The organism is Salibacter sp., assembly GCF_031581065.1.
Lineage (GTDB): Bacteria > Bacteroidota > Bacteroidia > Flavobacteriales_G > Salibacteraceae > Salibacter.
The window spans coordinates 12,542-33,340 of sequence record NZ_JAVLBN010000023.1; the positions used below are offsets into that span (position 1 = coordinate 12,542).

Consider the following 20,799-nt stretch of genomic DNA (forward strand, 5'->3'; position numbering starts at 1 on the left):
TGATATTATAAATTGAAATATGCTGTGATTAGTCTTTTACGCGCTCAACATAAGCTCTTTTGCGCGTATCGATTTTGATTTTATCCCCAATATCACAAAACAAAGGCACTTTCACCTCAGCTCCTGTTTCTACTGTTGCAGGCTTGAGCGTGTTAGTAGCTGTGTCTCCTTTAATACCAGGCTCAGTGTAGGTGATTTCCATTTGTACGTGTTGTGGCATTTCAACAGCTAACGGACGCTCTTCTTCAGCGTGAAAAAGGATATCTACTTTATCACCTTCTTTCAACAAATCTGCTCCATCAATGAGTTTCTCTGGAAGATTTGTTTGTTCGTAATCATCAACATTCATGAAGTGAAGCCCCGTATCATCTTTATAGAGATACTGATAAGTACGGTTTTCAACGCGAATGTCATCGATTTTAGTTCCGGCAGGGAAAGTGTGATCCAATACTTTTCCTGATGTTAAACTTTTGAGTTTAGTCCTCACAAACGCGTTTCCTTTACCCGGTTTAACGTGTAAGAACTCCTGTACCTGCCACAGGTCGTGGTTAAAATTGATACAAAGTCCGTTTCTTATATCTGAAGTTGTTGCCATTATTGAAATTTTTTGTTCATGCGAAAATAAGAGAATCTATCAAGTTACTTTTTGTAATCGTGAATATTGATTTGTTCGTTGCAAAGTTTGAGTTCCTGGCTGTGGTGATTCGTACAAATTACCGTAAGCCGATCTTTTGAAAATTTTTCGATAAGATTATTCATCCAGTCCTGCGCATCGTGATCGAGGTTTGATGCCGGTTCATCGAGCAATAGAATCTTAGAATCGGACAAAACAGCCAACCCTAGTTTCACGCGCTGTTTCATTCCAGATGAGAATGTATTGATTGCACGGTTTCTGAACTTTTCCAGTTCCAGTATTTTTGGAACTTCCGTTTCTTTTATCTCTTGTGCAAAGGACTTAAACTTTGCCTGGAAATGAATGAGCTCATTGAGAGTCAACTCATCATAAATGCTGAGATAAGGCGCGCACATAGCTATTTGCCTGTAAATCTTTTCGGTCGGAACCGGGTTCAGCTGGCTCTGACCGTGATAGCTCAACTCTCCTTTTGACGGGCTGAGCTTTCCCGATAAAACTTTTAGAAAAGTAGATTTTCCGGAGCCATTCCTACCCACTACGGCATAAGTTGTATTGGCTTTTAGCTCACGGGTTAGATTTTTAAAAATCCACTCGCGATTGTAGCGTTTTCCAACATTATGCAACTTGATATTCAAAAGTTAAGGTCGTTTTACGATACCGTTTTCTGAGTTTTTGATGAAATCGACAATCTTGCGTTTATGCGGACTATCAGGGTATTCTTCTTCGATTTGATTGAGCGCATTTAAAATGTTTTTGTTGTGGACATAAAGAGTGCGGTAGATATTTTCTATCTCCCTGATCGCTTCATCATCCCAACCGCGTCTTCTCAATCCAATGGTGTTCACACCGGTGTAGCTCAACGGTTCGCGAGCACATTTAATGAATGGCGGAACATTTTTGCGAATTTGGCTATAAGCGGCAATGAAGGAATGTGCACCTATTTTCACAAACTGTTGTGCACCGGCCATACCTTCAATAATCACGTAATCTTCAATATCCATGTGTCCGGCAAGCGCCACACCAACGGCAACAATCACATTATCACCTATGAATGTATCGTGGGCAACATGAACGTAAGCCATTAAAAGGCAGTTATTGCCAATTTTAGTTTCCATACGATCAGAGGTCCCTTTGTTAACCGTAACACATTCCCTGATGGTAGTGTTATCCCCAATCGTGACGATTGACTCTTCACCCTGATATTTTAAGTCTTGCGGCTCAGCTGATACAACAGCGCCCGGAAACACTTTACAGTTCTTCCCGATGCGAGCTCCGTTCATAACCACTGCATTTGGTCCAATCCAGGTCCCTTCACCAATTACAACGTCTTCTTCAACAGTAGCAAATGCTTCAACCACTGCAGATTCTGCAACTTTTGCATTCGGGTGAATATTTGCCATTTTATTCTGGGCCATTCTCTTCTATTTACTGTTTTTTGGCAATTTGCGCGAGGAGTTCACCTTCAGCTGCAATTTTATCACCAACATAAGCTGTTCCCTTCATGTGAGCCAAACCTCTCCTTATTGGTGAGAGCAGTTCTAGCTTGAGCAATATTGTATCACCCGGAATCACTTTATGCTTGAAGCGAACATTGTCAATTTTCATGAAATAAGTCGCATATTGAGTGGGATCGTCAACATGCGCCAAAACGAGGAAGCCTCCTGTTTGAGCCATCGCTTCAATAATCATAACACCCGGCATAATAGGTTCACCGGGAAAGTGACCATTGAAAAATTCCTCATTGCGAGTCACGTTTTTCATCCCCACAACATAGTCGTCCTTTTGTAGCTCAATAATCTTGTCAACTAATAAAAAAGGATAACGATGAGGCAGGATATCCTCAACATCATTTATATTGTAAAGAGGCTCTTTTGTAAGATCGTATTGTGGTGGCCTGGTGCGCTGCTTTTTCACCTGTTGCTTGAGCACTTTTGCAAATTCACAATTACTCAAATGACCAGGGCGAGCAGCCAAAATATGAGCTTTGATGTGTTTTCCCATCAGAGCCAAATCACCAATTATATCGAGAAGTTTGTGACGAGCCGGCTCGTTTTCAAAACGCAAATCGATGTTATTCAAAATACCGATTCCAACTTCCTTGAGCATTGAAACCGGTTTATTGAAAGTACTCGCCAATTTTTCTTTTTCTTCTTTGGTCAGATCCGTATCAATCATCACGATGGCATTGTTGACATCACCACCTTTGATCAACCCGGCACTAACCAGTTGCATTAGTTCTCTGAGAAATACAAATGTTCTACAACCCGCAATTTGCTCTTCAAACTCGCGAATGTTGTACATCATCGCATGCTGAGTACCCAGGAGAGGAGAGTTGTAATCGACCATTACCGTAACGCGGTATTCATCATCAGGAACAGCTAATATTTCAGCTTGCTTTTCTTCATTCTCGTATTTGAGATTCTCACTCAACTCAAAATATTCACGCACAGCATCCTGCTCTTCAAGTCCTGCCTTTCTAATCGCGTCAACAAATAGTTGAGCACTCCCATCCAGAATCGGGATTTCAGGCCCGTCAACTTCGATGAGTGCATTATCAACTGACATCCCGTAAAGAGCTGCTAAAACGTGCTCGGTTGTATGAACCTCAGCACCATTTTGTTTCAAACTTGTACCGCGTTTAGTTGAGTAAACATAATCAACATCAGCACAAATAATGGGATTACCTTCAAGATCAATCCTTTTGAATTTAAACCAATGATTAGCCGGGGCAGGTTTAATGACCATCTTAACAGGTTTCCCCGTATGAAGGCCAACACCGTTAAATTCAATACTTTCTTTTAATGTTTGTTGTTTTTCAGCCATCACTAAGAGCCGAGTTTATTTTTCAAATCCTTAATTTCTTTCCTGAGTTCACTCACCTCACCTTTTACTTTAGGTAACTGCCTAAAGATCACGTAAGAGCGTTTATAATCGCCAATATTCAACGCTGGCGACCCCTGAACAATTTCATTTTTATTTTCAATATCACCCTGTATGCCAGACTGAGCTGCAATCTTAACACCATCAGCAATTTTTTGATGACCTGCAAAACCAACTTGCCCGCCAATCATACAGTTTTTCCCAATTTTCACTGATCCGGCAACACCTGTTTGAGCGGCAATCACTGTATTCTCACCAATTTCACAGTTGTGACCAACCTGAATGAGATTATCGAGTTTGACACCTTTCCTGATAATCGTTGAACCAAAAGTAGCCTTATCAATTGTCGTATTGACACCAATTTCAACATTATCTTCCAGGATCACATTTCCAACATGCGTAATCTTATGGTAGTTATTCTCGCTGTTTGGTTGAAAACCAAAACCATCCCCACCAATCACTGCTCCTGACTGGATAGTACAATTATCACCAATCACAGAGTCTTCCAGTATTCGAACACCGTGATGAATCACACAATTGCTTCCCATTCTCACGTTTTCAGCTACAACTGCATGAGCATTTACCTGACAGTCAGATCCAATTTTAGCTCCGTGCCCAACATAAACCTGAGGACCGATATAAGTGTTTTCGCCTACTTCTGCATCCTCTTCAATTACTGCACTAGGATGAATCCCTTTCTTGTGGTTCATCTGCATGCTTTTGTAAGCTTCGAGTAATTTGGCAAAAGCCATTCGCGCATCATCAACCCGAATTAAAGTTGGGTTGAATTTCATTTCCTTTTCAACCTTTAATTCGTCACTTATGATGACAACGCTTGCTTGCGTGGTATATAAATATTCTAAATAATCAGTACTGTAGAGAAATGAAATGGAGTTTTTCTCGCCCTCATCAATCTTAGACAAAGAGCTCACTTTAGTGGCCTGGTCACCTTCTATTTTTCCATTTAATATTTCTGCTAATTGCCCTGCTGTAAACTCCATGTAGGGAAAAACTTTTTTCGAAATGCGCTATTTTAGTGCGGGTCAAAGGTATTGTGAAACAATTCAAGCTAAATAACGCTTAAAATTACTTTTCAACAAACCGCGGCAAATTTAAGCGTTTTTGGGATAACACAGGAAGTATTTCTTTACAGGGTCTGACAGCATGGAGATATTGAGCAAATCTGCATCGTTTGCTATATCCATAACCTCCCCGTTTTTGTGCAATATGTTGATACTATCAGTCTTTTGACTATAAGCCCTGTTCACCACTTCATTACTAAAAACGAAGTATGAAGCCTCGTTATCGCTAAGCTTCCATTTTGTCGCGATTTCTTTTTGTTTTTCTGCTATTATATCTCGATCAAATTCGTCTTTTTGAATTTCTACTTTTAAGAGTGTTCTATTGATAAGCATGCAACACAGCTTGCTCAACACAAAATCCTCATGATCGCACCACACTTTTATTGCACCCATAATATCGAAGTCATCAAGGCGTGCAAATTCATCGAGTAGTTTTGGATCTGACTGAAAATCTTCACTCGAATGGCTTTGATAAAGGAATTTTTTTAGAGCCGGAGATGCAAACAAGTCAATATTCTCAGCGGCCAAATCTTTAGCTCGCTTAAGGATTTTTGTCAACAAGTTTTCCGCAGCCAGAACCGTTTTGTGCAAATAAACCTGCCAGTACATCAATCTGCGAGCTACGAGGAATTTTTCAATACTGTAAATCCCTTTCGCTTCCACAGCTAGTTCGCCATCTGCTACACTCAGCATTTTGATGATTCGTTCAGATCCGATCACACCCTCAGAAACACCGGTGAAAAAGCTATCGCGTTTGAGATAATCGAGACGATCAACATCGAGCTGACTCGAAACCAACTGGTGTAAATATTTTTTGTGGTAATTTCCTTTGAAAATATCAATTGCCAGGCTGAGCTCTCCGTCAAACTCTTCGTTGAGTCTTTTCATGAAAAGAGCTGAAATAGACTCGTGATTAACGCCTTCCACAAGGCTGTATTCTAATGTATGAGAAAACGGACCATGTCCAATATCGTGGAGTAAAATAGCGATAGTTGCCCCGGTTGCTTCCTCATCGGTTATTTCAAATCCTTTGGATCTGATAACTTCAATAGCACGACTCATTAAATGCATTGCTCCCAAAGTGTGCTGAAATCTTGTGTGATTCGCACCTGAGTACACTATATTTGTTAATCCAAGTTGAGCAATCCTGCGCAACCGTTGCAGGTAACGATGCTCAATGAGGTCGAAAACGATTTCACTGGGAATTGAAATAAACCCGTAAATGGGATCGTTAAATATTTTTCGTTTACTGGTTGTTGTCAATTGAAATAGGTTTAAATTACTTCTCTTGTGCACAATGTCACAAGGTTAGCAAAAGTCTAAAATATTTATGAGTGTAAAAATTTTATGGGCCGATGACGAGATCGATTTGCTCAAACCACATGTTATGTTTCTCGAGGAAAAAGGGTTTTCGGTTCTGACCGCAACAAATGGTGACGATGCTCTGGAACTGGCCATTGAAGAAAGTCCTGATATTATTTTTCTCGATGAAAACATGCCGGGACTCACCGGTTTGGAAACGCTCGATTTAATCAAAACAAAACGTCCCGCTGTTCCTGTTGTGATGATTACAAAGAGTGAGGAAGAGCAAATCATGGAAGAAGCGATCGGTTCAAAGATCTCTGATTACCTCATAAAGCCGGTAAATCCAAAGCAGATTTTACTCTCTATCAAAAAGAATCTCGACACAGACCGACTGGTAAGTCAAAAAACGACATCGAACTATCAGCAGGAGTTCAGGCAAATAGGTATGCGCCTCAACGACCCGCTCGATATTGACGAGTGGATGGAAATTTACCGCCAAATGATTTACTGGGAACTCGAACTGGAAAGCAGCCAGGATGAAGGAATGAAGGATGTCGTGAAAATGCAAAAGGAGGAAGCCAACGCTCAATTTTCACGGTTCATTGAAGATAATTACCAGTATTGGATGCGCAATGAAGATCAGGCTCCCGTGATGTCGCACAACCTTTTCAAAAGAAAAGTGAAGCCACATTTCGATAAAAAGCCTCTTTTCATGATCGTTATTGACAACTTGCGTTTTGATCAATGGAAGGTTTTGCGACCTGTTTTTGAGTCGCTTTTCAAAATTGAAGAGGAAAGTACCTTCCTGAGTATTTTGCCAACGGCTACTCACTATGCTCGAAATTCAATTTTTGCTGGTCTCAAACCGATCGAGATTCAAAAGATGTTCCCTGAATTATGGAAAAACGAAAATGATGAAGGAAGTAAAAATGCCAGTGAAGACAGCTTTTTGGAAAATAATCTCAAACGACTAGAGTTCAAAGGAAAGTCGAGCTACAACAAGGTGACGAATCTGCGGTTCGGAAAGAAACTGGCAGAAAATTTTTCCAACCTCATGCAAAACGACTTCAATGTTATCGTTTATAACTTTGTTGATATGCTATCTCACGCTCGCACTGACATGGAAGTGATACGCGAACTGGCTGATGACGAAGCTGCTTACCGCAGCCTTACTATGAGCTGGTTTGAGCACTCTCCTCTCTACGATATTGTTCAACAAATCGCTGAAAATGAAGCAAACCTCATCATCACAACTGATCACGGCACGGTGAGAGTGGGAACTCCTTCAAAAGTTGTAGGTGACAAAAACCTCAACACAAACTTGCGATACAAAGTGGGAAAAAACATCCAGTACAAAGAAAAAGACGTACTCGATATTGAAAGGCCTGAAGAAGCATTTTTACCGGCACAAAATGTCGCTTCGCGCTTCATCTTTGCCAAGGAAGACAAGTTTTTTGCTTACCCCAATAATTACAATTACTACGTAAAATACTATCGAGATACATTCCAGCACGGAGGAATTTCACTTGAAGAAATGGTTGTTCCATTCATTCTTTTAACGCCTAAATAATGTCTGTAGATATTACTATTAAAGAAGATGAACTACCGGGCTTTGTCAAAGAAGCTCTTCTTCCGTTACAGTCAGATCACAATGTTTTCGCCTTCTACGGAGATCTGGGTGCGGGTAAAACAACGCTTATCAAAGAAATTTGTCATCAGCTGGGTATTGAGAAATCTGATGTGAACAGCCCTACTTTTGCCCTCGTCAATGAATACGACAACGGTAACGTTTTTCACTTTGACTTCTATCGGCTCGAGGATGAAACAGAAGCTTATGACATCGGGTTTGAAGAATATTTAGACAGCGGAAACCTGTGCCTGATCGAATGGCCTGAGCGAATTGAAAATCTTTTACCTGCCGATACAGTGAAAATTGTCATTCAACATTGTAACTTTGAGGAGCGCAATTATAAAGTGACCGGCACATGAGTTCAGATGATCCAGTAAAGAATTTATCCCAGGAAGCATCCCGCCAACCACAGGAACAACTCCTGGCAGTCAAAGAAGATTCTAGAAAGCTCTACATAGGCATTCCCAGAGAAATATCGTTTCAGGAAAACCGTGTTGCACTCGCTCCTGAGGCCGTTGCTCTACTCACCAATAACGGTCACGAAGTTTGGGTTGAGATGGATGCCGGAAAAGCGAGCAATTTCAGCGACCGCGATTACAGCGAAGCCGGAGCTAAAATTGTGGAGAGCAAAGAAGAAATTTACAAAGCTCAGGTTATCCTCAAAGTGGAGCCACCTTCCATGGACGAGATTAACCTGATGCAACGAAAGCAACTTTTAGTCTCAGCTCTGCAACTTTCCATTCAGCCAGAAAACTTCCTCAAAAACCTCATGAACAAGCGCGTCACAGCAATTGCCTGGGATTATTTCATGGATGCTGAAGGCAACCTCCCAATTGTCAATGCAATGGGCGAAATAGGGGGAAACACTGCGGTTCTGATCGCAGCAGAATACCTGAGCAATTACAACAACGGAGTGGGAACAATGCTCGGTGGAATTACCGGAGTTAAACCTTCTGAAGTTATCATTATAGGAGCCGGAAGCGTTGGTGAATATGCAACTCGTGCCGCACTTGGGCTGGGAGCTACTGTTAAAGTTTTCGACAACAGCACCTACAAATTGCGCAGACTACAAAACAGTCTCGGTCAGCGACTGTTCACCTCCACCCTTCAGCCAAAAGTTATAGCCAATGCGCTCAAAACAGCAGATGTTGCTATAGGAGCGATAAGAGCTCCACACGGAAGAACTCCATGTGTTGTCTCTGAAGAAATGGTTTCTGCCATGAAAAAAGGCTCTGTCATTGTTGATGTGAGCATTGACCAGGGAGGCGTTTTTGGAACCAGCGAAGTTACCAATCATGACTATCCGGTTTTCACAAAGCACGGAGTTATTCACTATTGCGTCCCCAATATCGCTTCACGCGTTTCACGTACCGCCAGTTATGCCTTAAGTAATATCTTCGCGCCAATATTATTGAGTATTGGTGAAGAAGGTGGTGTAGATGCGCTCCTCAAGAAAAACCGCGGACTGCGAAAAGGCGTCTACATCTACAACGGAACACTAACCAATGAATTTTTGGGAGAATCATACGGAATCCCGTATAAAGATTTAGACCTGTTGATGTCAGCACTGTAATATGGCGCGTAGATTGAGAATTTATTTTATAGGAGTAGGATTGGGATTAATCCTCACATGGGCATTAGTTTTGCGCAATCGAAACGCTGATGAACTGTTGGCGTGGACACCTAAAAACCGCATTTTGAACGAATTAAAAGCCGATTCAAATTTACAGTATCCTGATGAGTATACATGCCTGCTCAAGTGTCACGAGCTCACATCGCTGGATATTGAAAACCTCTTGAATGATGGCGAAATAAACTTCAAAGAAAGCAGCACACGGTCAGAGCCTAAGGTCTACCAAATTGAGTGGGGAAAATCGAGCACTGAAACGGTTTACGGTGAATTTGAATTCCCCTCAGATTCCACTCACACATTACTCGATTTTGGAATTGTAGGACGCGAAAAAGATTGCGCCTGTTAATTATGCAAGCAAAAAACTCAAATCTTATTTTCAATAAAGATTTCTCGCAGTTAAACACTCTTTTAGAAGAGAATTACAGCGATTCAATCAAGTTCATTCTGGTTGATCAAAACACGCACGACCATTGTATCCTAACACTGGATCAAATTGGTGTATCTCAACTTGAAGATGCTGAAATTTTACTCGTTCCAGATGGCGAAGGATCTAAATCGCCTGAAATTGCAATTTCGCTATGGCAGGCACTGATGAGCCACAATGCAGATAGACATGCAGTTCTCATCAATCTGGGTGGTGGTATGGTTACCGATTTGGGCGGATTTATCGCTTCAACTTATAAAAGAGGAATCGACTTTATCAATATTCCCACTTCACTGCTAGCAATGGTTGACGCCTCAATTGGCGGAAAAACAGGTATCAATTTAGATGGAGTTAAAAACCAGGTTGGAACATTTAATGATCCTGTTGCTACATTTCTCAACACCGATTTTCTACAAACCCTCCCGCAAAGAGAGTTCATGAGCGGCTGGGCTGAAGTCTACAAGCACGCTTTAATTGACAATGGTTCACTTTTCGAAGAAATTCAAAAAATAGAATCTCCGTCAAAAGAAGTAATTACTACAGACTTACTAAAGAGAATAATCGCTGTCAAGCAACAGGTTGTTCAGTCAGATCCTTTTGAAAAAAGCGAACGACAAATACTCAACCTTGGCCACACGATTGGTCATGCGGTAGAAACGGCAGTTTTGGGATCTGACCATGAATTACTCCACGGTGAAGCAGTAGCAGCCGGGATAGTCATCGAAAACTTCATCGCTGAAGAGAAAAACTTATTGGATAATAACATCAGAAAAAACATTCAGGAAAAGCTCAAAAGCTGGTATCCTGATGTATTCAAGCTCGAATTTAGAGGTGAGGCTCTGACCGAAATAGCACTTGCAGACAAGAAAAACACAAACCAAAACATTCGTTGTTCGTTACTCGAAGAGCCGGGCAAGGTGAAATGGGGAGTTGAAGTGAATAGTGAAGATATTGAATCGGCAATTAAACAATGGAACGCAATATGAGTGAAGGCGAAGCGGTGAAGATTATTGCACCGGAAGACAAAAAATTAAAGGGCGAAATTAAATTGCCGTTTTCTAAAAGTGTCTCCAACAGGGTTTTAATCATCAAACTTTTGAGTGACAGCAACTGTGAGATCAAAAATATTTCTGAATCGCAGGATACAAAGTCATTGATTAGTGTTCTTGAAAAAATCAATCATGATGAGATCAATGCAGGTAGTGGCGGAACTACTTTCCGTTTTATCATGGCACTGCTCAGTTTGCTCCCGGGTAAACGAAAACTGACCTGCAGCGAGCAAATGAAAAATCGCCCTATTGAAGCACTTGTGGGTGCTTTGCAGGATCTAGGTGCTGATATTTCCTACGATGAAGAGACAGGTAAGCCGCCTCTAATAATCTCAGGAAGAAATTTAACAGGGGGTTGTGTCGAGCTGGATGCATCAATCAGCAGCCAGTACCTGTCAGCTTTGGCAATGATTGCTCCTTATTGTAAAAAAGGAATTGAAGTCACGTTAAAAGGCGATATGGTTTCGCGTCCTTATCTCGAAATGACTCTACGCATCATGAGTAAATTTGGTGCCGAGTATTCGTGGGAAGGAAATGTGCTCTCTGTAAAGCCGGGAGCTTACGAAATGCCTGAATCTTACGAAATTGAGCCCGATTGGAGTGCAGCCTCTTACTGGTACGAATTGGCGGCATTCAGCAATGAAGCACAAATCAAATTAAGAGGTCTCAATAAGTCTAATCTCCAGGCAGATTGTGCGGTTTCCAGAATCTACAAAGGCTTTGGCGTTGATAGCTACTTCAGTGAAGACGGAGTAGAACTCGTGAAACTCGATGATTCGACTAGAATCAGCCACAAACGACTTGAGCTTCTACACAATCCGGATTTAGCCCAAACTGTGGCTGTAACAATTGCCGGACTGGGAAGCAGTGGAACGCTGCTGGGTTTAAAAACACTAAAGGTTAAAGAGACCGATCGCATTGAAGCCCTCCGTATCGAACTCACAAGATTAGGTGCTGAAGTTGATGTAATTGATGATACTGAAATCATTGTCGACCGTGCTGTCGACCTGCCGGTAAGTGCTCACATCAACACTTATGGCGACCACAGAATGGCGATGTCCTTTGCTCCTCTCGCACTCGTGATGGAATCTGTAACAATTGACAACCCTAAAGTTGTGGCAAAATCATACCCTAACTTTTGGAATGATTTGGAACAAATGGGCTTTAAAATTGAAACCGTTACTGAAGAGGTTAAATCTTCTTGATGTAAATATCCGGTACTTTTCGTTTGATGGGAACAAATCCCCAGTCGCCTTCAATACGCGAACAATTCATATTGATAGCGTACCTGAATAACCGGTGCTGAAAAATGATCACAGTAGGTTGAGCAATCAAAAACGGACCGTCAGTTCGTGTGATGTATTCAGCTTTGACAAACTTTATTTTATTCCAGTCGATTCCTTTTTCGAGTCCGGTTTTAATGAGGCTTGAAAAGTCAGCAACCAGCGAGTCGTGGTAGTTAAACCCCAGTTTTTCATTGAAGTTTTCGACAATCACAGAATCCTTTTCGTACAACTCGATGAACGAAGATGTCTCCATTTTCCTGAGCGCCTTCACAAAATCTTTAGCCAGGTCTTCAACCGACTCATGCTCCTGAGCGTTAATGGTCAGAGCCAAAAACAAAAAAGGAAGTACGAAAAAACTTCTCATATTGCTAAATTAAGTATTTAAAGATATGAAGTTGCGGTCCGATTTTAAAAGAATCTTAAAAACGAATTCTCATTTGTAAGCGCAGCTCTGTCTTGTGAGGCTGATCGATTTGATTTAATCCTGCACTAATCTCATCAACATTACTGTAATAAGACTGCCCAACCTTCGCCCAAACATCGAGGTAGCGAGTTGGTTCAAATTTCAACATTCCGTACCACCTGAATCCGCGATCAAAAAATGCCGGAATGCTAAAATAATAGAGCACGTCATTTTCGTAAGCATAAACTCGAGCGTTGTATCCCGTTACATCAAAGAGTGCCATTCTGCCCCAAAAAGACCATTTTGACTTATCGGGATTGTACTTCACATCCTGAAATAACAAAAAGCCGGTTTCTGGCTCTTCATCTCCGTTTTCATAAAAAGTGTATTCTACACGGTTTCCCAAACTCAAGTTCTTTGAAACACTGTAGTCAATATCATACCTAAAATTGTGTTTCACCTGATCGACAGGAACATTTACCGGCCTTTCAGTTGAACTGGCATTTCGCCTGTCACTCTCTGTTCGGTAGCGGACATACATTTCAACGTAACTGCTTGGAGAATAATCTAATTGTGCAAGATAATCTGCGCCAATCGAAGGAGCATCAACTCTAAAGCTCAACCAATCGTGACGGTAGAAATCTGCGTAACCCGTGAAGTTCAATCTGGGAGCAACTTTGAAGCGACCGCCTACATAAGTCCCTCTTTCGTTTTGGTTGTTGCTCGACTCTCCAAAAGCTCTCGCATAAACCGAATGATAATCTTTTTGATAGTTGCGATTGATAACGACCATTTCAAGCCGTGGATCCAGTTCAATTTGTGCCCCGCTAATATAGGCCCATCCTCCATTTCGTGAAATTGCCGCTTCTCCAAAAAAGTTAACCTTTCCCACAATCCAATTTAAATCGGCACTGGCGTTGTAAGTTTCAGAATCATTTAAATCGAATTTGTTGTAGAGCCTCAAATTTCTATTGAAAGATCCATCGTAGTTGTAGTGAACTCCGGTAACGCCAAAATGGAAGTTGTTTTTCTCATAAGAGACATTCCCTCCCATGATTTGCTCATTTACTGCTGATTTATCGGCCATTTCACCCGGTGTCCTGTGATAACCACTTGCCTGGAGAGAAGAGAAAACAATTTCATCAGAATTAGCAGTATCATTTCCTTCACGATTGGCATCAACATTTTTGTTGCTGTAAAAAATAGTTGTTGTGATTGAGTTTGACAATTCGATGGTTGCAGCCGCCCCGCGCAAAAACAAGTTTTCGTTGGCACTTGTATAAGCTCTTAACTTTTGCCCGTACCTGATCGCGTTCAATGCATTTGGTGTTTTACCGAATGAAAATCCACTCCACAATGCCAGTCCCTGTCCAAACTGTGCGTGATAATCTCCCAGTGCTAACTGTTTTACAGGCCCAATATTTCGTGCAAAAACATGGGCCGAATAAAAATCAAATCCCTCTTTATTGTTTCCTGAAAAAAATTCTTCTCCGGCATCTTTATCGCCTACGAATCCAAAAGAAAGCTGATTGGTAAACTGGTACCGGTAACGCATGTAAAGTCTTTCAGGGGAGCCGAGGTATCTCCGGTTCGGATTTTCTTCAAGCACCGAATCTGCTATTGGACTAAATCCTTCCTGCTCTTCTAAAATTCTGCTGTAGCGCAAAAAGATGTCGTGCCCTCCATACTTGAAAGCTCGCTTGAGATTAAAGCTCTTATCATCTTTAACAGAACTTGTGGTAACAAAAGGCATGATTTGGTTGATCGTGTTCAGATCCAAACTCGACACTTCCCGCAATTCGTAAATGGTTTTCATTTCTCCATATTGCGAAACGTAGCTCAGGATTCCGGCAATTTGAAATGGTGAGAGCAAATTGAGTCTTTCCAGTTCTTCTCTATCTGTATTATTGAGATTGACAGGGAAATCGTAGTAGTAACTCAAATCATCGGTTAAGGTAGTGAAGTCGATATTTTCATTCTCGGCCTCTTCAGCTAAAAACTCGATGCGTTGCTGGATGACGGAGTTTTTGATTTCCTCCCGGTTCTGACCGAAAAGAAAAGTTGAAAACGTGCAGGATAACAGCACCAGAATATGTTTCAACTCAAAACGCATAATGCATGGAAGCTTGTGGTGAGTATCCTAGTATGTAGTGGTACGAGGACGCTAAATCAATTGAGAAATCGCCAAAATTAAGTCCAAAACCAAAGCTGTTTTCAAAATGGTTTGTAGAGAGCCCGCCCCTCAGGTAAAGCATATCAACGACTTTGTATTCGGCTCCAATTTTCACATTGGGATCATTATTCAAATCTTTTTGCACTTCTACATTTGCCGTGAGTTTTTCAGAGAACTCGTAACCTGCGCCAATTCTCAAAATAACCGGAATACGCTCATCGTTGTAGTCGGCAATTTTAGCATAAGACGGGTTGTAGAGATGCGCTCCGATTGTGAGATCATCAGTTACTTTGGCCAGCATCCCGATCTCGGCTGTTAACACTCCGGTGTTTCCGTAATAAGATTCCTGAAACCCGATGTGGTAATAATTCAGCCGAACACCGGCCGAGATGCGTTTCCCCAATTGCCTGGCGTAAGCGATTCCGGCCTTGGTTTCGTTGTATTGCGAGTAACCGAATTGCGATACTGAAACGCCAAATGTCCCGGCATTTTCAGTAGGTAAAGCAAATGCTACCGCTTTTGTGGAGAGCTCGTTGAGTAAAAATCTGTTTTGGTAGCTGATGGCTGCAGTAGGCTTTTTCAAATAAGCCAATGCTGCCTGATTGTGATGAATGGCCCATTCATCGACATTCGTGACAGCGGCATTTGACATGGCTGCTGCCCTGGCTCCCAGTTGTGGATTATGCGTTTGCCCGCTTAATAAAAGAGAGCTGCAAATGGCAAACAGAAAAATTGATACAAATCTCAAAGCGGTTGATTTTTCACAAATTAAAACAATCTGACGATTAATTGCTTTGTGAAAAAGTTAAATCCTGTCACTTATTGAATTTCTCGGCCTTATCGAGCACCTTTTCCTTTAAAGAACTTTTGTAAGCTTCAACTTTGGTCAGAACCGAATGATCTCCCGAACCGATGATTTGAGCGGCTAAAATTCCGGCATTTTTTGCCCCATCAAGCGCGACAGTTGCTACGGGAACTCCACCCGGCATTTGGAGAATACTCAAAACAGAATCCCATCCATCGATTGAGTTGCGCGATTTAACCGGAACACCGATAACCGGTAGCGGAGTAATGCTCGCTGTCATGCCCGGTAAGTGTGCTGCACCTCCGGCTCCGGCAACAATTACTTTTATTCCGCGAGAATGTGCATTTTTCGCATAATCCATCATTCGCTCAGGTGTGCGATGAGCCGAAATAATTTCTTTTTCGTACTCTACACCCAGTTCATCCAGAATTTCTGCTGCTTCCTTCATTACCGGCCAGTCGCTATCACTGCCCATGATGATTCCTACCTGTGCACTCATCGTGTTTTGATTTTAAGTGTGTCTTTAATCTTTTTTGCTTTCTCCTTAGCTGATTCCAACTCTTTATCGACAACTGTAACGTGTCCCATTTTACGATAAGGTTTCGTCTTCCATTTTCCGTAAAGGTGAACAGTCGCTCCTGAAATGGCCATTACTTCTTCGAGTCCTTCTACAAATGCTTCGCCTGTGTGATCTTTTTCTCCAAGCAAGTTCACCATGACTGATGGTGCTAAAATTGAAGTATCACCGAGTGGCATTCCGGTTATAGCTCTTAGATGCTGCTCAAACTGAGAGGTGATATTTCCCTCGATTGTTTGGTGACCGCTATTGTGCGGACGAGGAGCAATTTCATTGACCATCACTTCCCCGTCTTTCGTGAGGAACATTTCTACTGCCAAAAGCCCCACTACTTTTGTCGATTCAGCAACCTGAATCGCGAGATCCTGGGCTTTTTGCTCTACTTCCTGTGAAATTGCAGCCGGACTAAAAAGGTATTCTACCAGGTTAGCTTCAGGATTAAATTCGAGTTCAACAACGGGAAATGTTTTCACTTCCCCTTTTGTATTTCGAGCTACGATTACTGAGAGTTCTTTTTCAAAATCGATCAGATCCTCAAATACCGATGGCTCGTGAAAGGCATGCGTTACATCTTTTTTGTCTTTCAGTATTTGAACTCCTTTACCGTCATAACCTCCTTTTCGGAGTTTTTGTACAACCGGTAATTCTACATTGTAGTCAAATGAATTTGAAAGGATAAAAGGTGCAGTTGGAATGCTGTGTTCTTTATAAAATTCTTTTTGTGTACCCTTATCCTGAATCATTCGCAGGATATGCGGTTGCGGATAAACTTGTACTCCTTCTTTCTCGAGCGTTTCGAGTGCATCTACATTTACATGTTCTATTTCAATCGTCAACAAATCCAGGTTCTGACCAAAAGAAACGACTGTTGAGTAATCCATCAAATCACCTTGTGTAAATGACGTAGCAATGTCCTTGCATGGCGCTAGCTCTGAGGGATCGAGGATATGAACAGATGCGTTGTAGTTGATCGCTTCCTGAATGAACATGCGGCCTAACTGGCCACCGCCAAGAATGCCGAGCTTGAAGTTTGAATTGTAAAATGCTTTATCCATGTGGCAAATATAGTGAACCAACACGTGAATAAAGGCGATAAAGATGTTTTGCTTTAGATGAGAAAAACTACTCCACTAAATCTTCTCTCACCCAAACATTTTCACCTGTCCATAGAGCAATCATTCCCTTTCCTTTTTGAATGCAGAGACTATCTAAGGCATCATTTTCATTTTTATCATCTGCTCCTAAAATTCTCTCGGGGTCATTCCTTATCATCATCGATTGAGTATAAGTTCTTGTCTTAATTGTGACAGGCTCTAATCTATCTTTCAGGTAGTCGTCTATTTCGTATTTACCCTCATAAATATTTACGAAACGATTTTCTTTTCCTTCGAAATTAGATGCCATAATATAATCATATCCGATATTATTCTCCTCATTTCTGTCACTAATTTGAATATAATTAACTAGTCTCACTGTATTAGATTGATTAGAAACCTCTTGTTTTACGTACCTTGTACATTCATTTGGTCCAAACCATTTTAATTTTTCTTCATAGGAAGTAGTTTTATAATTATTTGTTATAGTAATAATCATGTCACCCAATGAATCATTTTTATAAATTATTTTTTCTCCTCCCTTGCCATCAGGATAGAGTAATAACCTGTGAAGTTTATTGTTTTTGGAATATGCCGGGCAATCCATCTCAGTTTTACAGGAATGCACAAGTAAAACACCAGCCACAATAAATAGTATTTGACAATATTTCATAAACTCTGTTTATTAACAAAAAACTACTCCACTAAATCCTCTCTCACCCAAACTGTTCCACCTGTCCATAGTGCAATCATGCCTTTTCCTTTTTGAATGCAAAGGCTATCTAGAATATCCGTGCTATCTCGATACACTTGTGCCCTATTTCTAAAGATGAAACTATTCTCATAAGTTTTACCATTAATTGAGATGGGGTGCAACAATTCGTTTAGAGTCCCCTCAATTTCATTACCAACGGGTGTTAACATTTTTTCACCACTACTCAGCGTGCTTTTTAATCTGTATTGATATCCTACAGGATTTTTATTCTTATCACTAAATTCAAGTATATTGATAGAGTTACTTATTTCTATTGTTTTTTTTGCGTTTGACATTATAATTTTGAGATTACGCTCGCACTCGCATGAAGATGATAAGATAGTACATGTTTCCTCATAGGCATCACTTTTTTCACTTTTGATCAAGTTCAAACTAATATTATTACTAAATGAATCATTAGTAAATGTAATTAAGGTATCCAGTTTTGGGTTAACTGTTATACTATGTAAAGCATTGTTACTGTCATATGATTTGCAATCAAACTCTTTTGAACACGATGAGCAAGAACTCAATGAAAGAATGAATAGTAAAACGGTAATATTTTGAAGTTTCATAATCGAATTTTTTATTTTACAATTAACTTTACTACTTCTGTAGAATAAGGAGTATTTATTTTTAAGATATACTGACCAGGTGATAATGATCTATTTTGCAAGTCAATCGTAGCAGATTGAGAGTTTATTTTTTTCGTAAAAAACTCCCTCCCAGTCAAATCAAATAAATAAACCTCATTTATATTCTGATCCTCTTTTGCTTTAATAAAAAGCTTGTTTGATGTAGGGTTTGGATATATAACAATTCCTTTTGATACATCGCTACCTAGATTAGATGATACATTTAGTTTTTTACCATCACTACCACAATAAAACTGCTCTAATCCAACAAGTTCATACGTACCATTTCTCACAACTCCACGATCAGTAAACGAACCTGTATTTGAGTCGTAATAGTACGTTGCATTCGCTCCTGAGTTAATAACCATTGGCTCCTCCTTTGATAAAGCTCCGGGGACTCCAACAAATGGCCACTGGGCTGCCTGAGAAGGGTATTGATACATGAAAAACTGGTGTTTCCCTGCTGAAACTTCTCGTGCCGAAAATGATGCATCCCAGTTGAGTTCATAATTTTCAAGCCACATTTTATCATCACCGATTTCTCTATTTAACACACGAACTTCTTCACCGGTATCCATGTGATATTGCTTATCATTTCGGAACTGATGTTCGTGATCCCAATTATTACCTGTTTCGTATTCATTATCTATTGGAGTAAAATCACCATTTGTAATAATGACATCAAAGGGGGTATAGTTATTGTTTCCCATTAAAGAAGAAACTCCATAGTTTGATTGAATGTCAAACTCAATATTACTTGGGTTCCACGAACCAGTAAAATCAATGGCACTCCCAACCGGGATAAAATTAAATGCCAAACCATTTGACTGTATTCCAGAAAGGAACTCAACTCCTAAACCAAATGTGGTATTTATTGTTGGTGGAGTCGGTGGAGCATAGGCTATTGCAAATGTGTTTTGCCAATCATACCATTCAAGTGTACTGGGTGAGTTTGAAAACTGGGGAAACTCACGAACTCTCCCGTAATAACTACCCGCCTCTACATCAATCGGGTACATACTCGTACTATTAACATCAATCAGATCAACAAAAGAGTTAATAGTTAAACTCACTCCAAAAATATCGAAATTCAATTTTGGCACGAAAATATCAAGATTTGCATCAATTAATTTACCATTCCCATGAGGTGAAGGGTTTACCTGAAGAGAAACGTCAAATATGTTGACCTGCCACCAGAGTATATTTAACCTCGTTCTAAACCCTCCATCAAAATAATGACTGTTGTTTTTGATCATCTCATCTCCAGTATAGGCATTGATCTGATTCTCTGAATTGAGCATGCCATTAGCAATGGCTACTTTTTTAGCATATCTTGGATAATTCCCCATAGCATCCAACTCGTTAAACAACTGGATTCCTTCACTATGCCTGTGGTACCTGTTAAACACATCTTTTGTATCCATGTGATAAATCAGCATCTGTTTAACTGATTGCATATCTAGCATTTCTGCTCGAAGTTCTGTTGCAACATCATCCAAAATACCTCGCGCAAAGCCGGGTATAACAGGATAAAGGGTACTGGCTCCTTTGTATATATGTTGAAACGCTAAAGGAACATTAGCTCCTTGTTGTGGCGCATCAATACTCACAAATAATCTTGTGTTGTGCAATTTATAAGGCTTACATTCTTCATAGTTAATATTGCCAGGTTGCTCCATCCATGTCAATGCATAACGACCGATAAGTCCTCCCATAGAATAACCCATGACAACAAACTGCTCTTCACTGTTTGGGTATTTTTCGCACTTCAGGTACTCTAAGAGATTTACAACATCTAAGGCGTTTGCCCTGATGTCTCTACCTGAATTATTGTATCGAACAACATAAATATCATATCCTGAAAGTTGTAATTCATTAAGTTCGGACTTTTGTAAATCATTGTAATCCCAATATAAACTTCTATCATTAAAAGGATCAAATCCAGTTAAAAAAACCAAAGCTTTCTTGTTCTCTTCTGGTATATTCTCGCAAGCATTATCATAAACACCAACTTCAAGCTCACCCTCATAAATAGTGTCACTTGGGAGTTTCGGTATATCATTAGAAGAAACTTTAAAGGCGGAGTGATTCTTTTTAAATGTAAACTGTTCTTCTGTATTGTGAATCCTGTAAGTAATCTCATATGTTCCTTTTGATGGATAAGTTACAGGTATGTAGTTGATTGAACCTCCGCTGATTGTTTGAAATCCATTTCCATCTCCAAAGTCTATTTGGAAGGAACCATTCGTATATTCATTAGAATTAGGAATATCTGACAATAAAAACTGAGGATCTATCTTAAATACTACTTCCCTAAATTGGGATGTGTTTTTGAAGGTAACTCCTTTAAAAAGTTGGTGATTCGTATAGGGTGACGATGGCCTACTTGGGTTATCTGTAATTACGTTGTTTTGTATGTCAAAGTTAAAATAAGT

General features: G+C 40.4%; 20 protein-coding genes. 6 read left to right on the forward strand and 14 right to left on the reverse strand.

Features of this window, described 5'->3' with window-relative positions; all coding sequences use genetic code 11:
* Window positions 1–28 precede the first annotated feature (28 nt).
* From efp to RI557_RS07095, 6 genes are all read right to left on the reverse strand, one after another.
* On the reverse strand, window positions 29–595 hold the full coding sequence (efp, locus tag RI557_RS07070) for an elongation factor P (RefSeq protein ID WP_310668046.1): 567 nt from the start codon (window positions 593–595) through the stop codon (window positions 29–31).
* Between the two features lie 44 nt (window positions 596–639).
* On the reverse strand, window positions 640–1,269 hold the full coding sequence (locus RI557_RS07075; RefSeq protein WP_310668047.1) for an ABC transporter ATP-binding protein: 630 nt from the start codon (window positions 1,267–1,269) through the stop codon (window positions 640–642).
* A 3-nt stretch (window positions 1,270–1,272) separates the two neighbouring features.
* A complete protein-coding gene (gene lpxA, locus RI557_RS07080) occupies window positions 1,273–2,049 on the reverse strand; it encodes an acyl-ACP--UDP-N-acetylglucosamine O-acyltransferase (protein WP_310668048.1) in 777 nt (258 codons plus the stop codon).
* Window positions 2,050–2,059: 10 nt separating this feature from the next.
* A complete protein-coding gene (locus tag RI557_RS07085; RefSeq protein ID WP_310668049.1) occupies window positions 2,060–3,457 on the reverse strand; it encodes a bifunctional UDP-3-O-[3-hydroxymyristoyl] N-acetylglucosamine deacetylase/3-hydroxyacyl-ACP dehydratase in 1,398 nt (465 codons plus the stop codon).
* Between the two features lie 2 nt (window positions 3,458–3,459).
* Window positions 3,460–4,515: a UDP-3-O-(3-hydroxymyristoyl)glucosamine N-acyltransferase gene (lpxD, locus tag RI557_RS07090; RefSeq protein ID WP_310668050.1), complete on the reverse strand. Its 1,056-nt coding sequence runs from the start codon at window positions 4,513–4,515 to the stop codon at window positions 3,460–3,462.
* 111 nt (window positions 4,516–4,626) lie between these two features.
* Window positions 4,627–5,859: an HD domain-containing protein gene (locus RI557_RS07095; RefSeq protein ID WP_310668051.1), complete on the reverse strand. Its 1,233-nt coding sequence runs from the start codon at window positions 5,857–5,859 to the stop codon at window positions 4,627–4,629.
* A gap of 67 nt (window positions 5,860–5,926) precedes the next feature.
* Here RI557_RS07095 and RI557_RS07100 point away from each other — a divergent pair, with 67 nt between their 5' ends.
* From RI557_RS07100 to RI557_RS07125, 6 genes are read left to right on the forward strand one after another with little or no spacing between them, the layout of a single operon-like run.
* Window positions 5,927–7,471 (forward strand): bifunctional response regulator/alkaline phosphatase family protein, encoded by a 1,545-nt coding sequence (locus tag RI557_RS07100; protein WP_310682962.1) that lies wholly within the window; start codon window positions 5,927–5,929, stop codon window positions 7,469–7,471.
* The gene (gene tsaE / locus RI557_RS07105; RefSeq protein WP_310682964.1) at window positions 7,471–7,890 is read left to right on the forward strand and encodes a tRNA (adenosine(37)-N6)-threonylcarbamoyltransferase complex ATPase subunit type 1 TsaE; all 420 of its coding nucleotides are present in this window, start codon (window positions 7,471–7,473) and stop codon (window positions 7,888–7,890) included. The genes RI557_RS07100 and tsaE overlap by 1 nt, the downstream gene beginning before the upstream one ends.
* Window positions 7,887–9,104 (forward strand): alanine dehydrogenase, encoded by a 1,218-nt coding sequence (locus RI557_RS07110; RefSeq protein WP_310668054.1) that lies wholly within the window; start codon window positions 7,887–7,889, stop codon window positions 9,102–9,104. The genes tsaE and RI557_RS07110 overlap by 4 nt, the downstream gene beginning before the upstream one ends.
* A gap of 1 nt (window position 9,105) precedes the next feature.
* Window positions 9,106–9,510, forward strand: a complete 405-nt coding sequence (locus RI557_RS07115) for a hypothetical protein (RefSeq protein ID WP_310668055.1) — start codon at window positions 9,106–9,108, stop codon at window positions 9,508–9,510.
* Window positions 9,511–9,512: 2 nt separating this feature from the next.
* Window positions 9,513–10,574 carry a 3-dehydroquinate synthase gene (aroB, locus tag RI557_RS07120; RefSeq protein WP_310682966.1) on the forward strand — a complete coding sequence of 354 codons (1,062 nt, stop codon included), beginning with the start codon at window positions 9,513–9,515 and terminating at the stop codon, window positions 10,572–10,574.
* The gene (locus RI557_RS07125) at window positions 10,571–11,842 is read left to right on the forward strand and encodes a 3-phosphoshikimate 1-carboxyvinyltransferase (RefSeq protein WP_310682968.1); all 1,272 of its coding nucleotides are present in this window, start codon (window positions 10,571–10,573) and stop codon (window positions 11,840–11,842) included. The genes aroB and RI557_RS07125 overlap by 4 nt, the downstream gene beginning before the upstream one ends.
* Here RI557_RS07125 and RI557_RS07130 read toward each other — a convergent pair.
* The 8 genes from RI557_RS07130 to RI557_RS07165 form a co-directional block, all read right to left on the reverse strand.
* A complete protein-coding gene (locus RI557_RS07130; RefSeq protein WP_310668058.1) occupies window positions 11,829–12,287 on the reverse strand; it encodes a hypothetical protein in 459 nt (152 codons plus the stop codon). The genes RI557_RS07125 and RI557_RS07130 overlap by 14 nt on opposite strands.
* Window positions 12,288–12,342: 55 nt before the next feature.
* The gene (locus RI557_RS07135; protein WP_310682970.1) at window positions 12,343–14,439 is read right to left on the reverse strand and encodes a helix-hairpin-helix domain-containing protein; all 2,097 of its coding nucleotides are present in this window, start codon (window positions 14,437–14,439) and stop codon (window positions 12,343–12,345) included.
* A complete protein-coding gene (locus RI557_RS07140; RefSeq protein WP_310668060.1) occupies window positions 14,429–15,247 on the reverse strand; it encodes a hypothetical protein in 819 nt (272 codons plus the stop codon). Before RI557_RS07140 ends, RI557_RS07135 begins: the two co-directional genes overlap by 11 nt.
* A gap of 67 nt (window positions 15,248–15,314) precedes the next feature.
* Complete coding sequence (gene purE / locus RI557_RS07145; protein WP_310668061.1) at window positions 15,315–15,803, reverse strand: 5-(carboxyamino)imidazole ribonucleotide mutase; 489 nt, start codon at window positions 15,801–15,803, stop codon at window positions 15,315–15,317.
* A complete protein-coding gene (locus tag RI557_RS07150) occupies window positions 15,800–16,936 on the reverse strand; it encodes a 5-(carboxyamino)imidazole ribonucleotide synthase (protein ID WP_310668062.1) in 1,137 nt (378 codons plus the stop codon). Before RI557_RS07150 ends, purE begins: the two co-directional genes overlap by 4 nt.
* A 67-nt stretch (window positions 16,937–17,003) precedes the next feature.
* The gene (locus RI557_RS07155; RefSeq protein WP_310668063.1) at window positions 17,004–17,621 is read right to left on the reverse strand and encodes a hypothetical protein; all 618 of its coding nucleotides are present in this window, start codon (window positions 17,619–17,621) and stop codon (window positions 17,004–17,006) included.
* A 50-nt stretch (window positions 17,622–17,671) separates the two neighbouring features.
* On the reverse strand, window positions 17,672–18,304 hold the full coding sequence (locus RI557_RS07160) for a hypothetical protein (RefSeq protein WP_310682972.1): 633 nt from the start codon (window positions 18,302–18,304) through the stop codon (window positions 17,672–17,674).
* An 11-nt stretch (window positions 18,305–18,315) separates the two neighbouring features.
* Window positions 18,316–20,799 (reverse strand): T9SS type A sorting domain-containing protein (locus RI557_RS07165; RefSeq protein WP_310682974.1); only part of this gene is annotated, 2,484 nt, incomplete at its 5' end.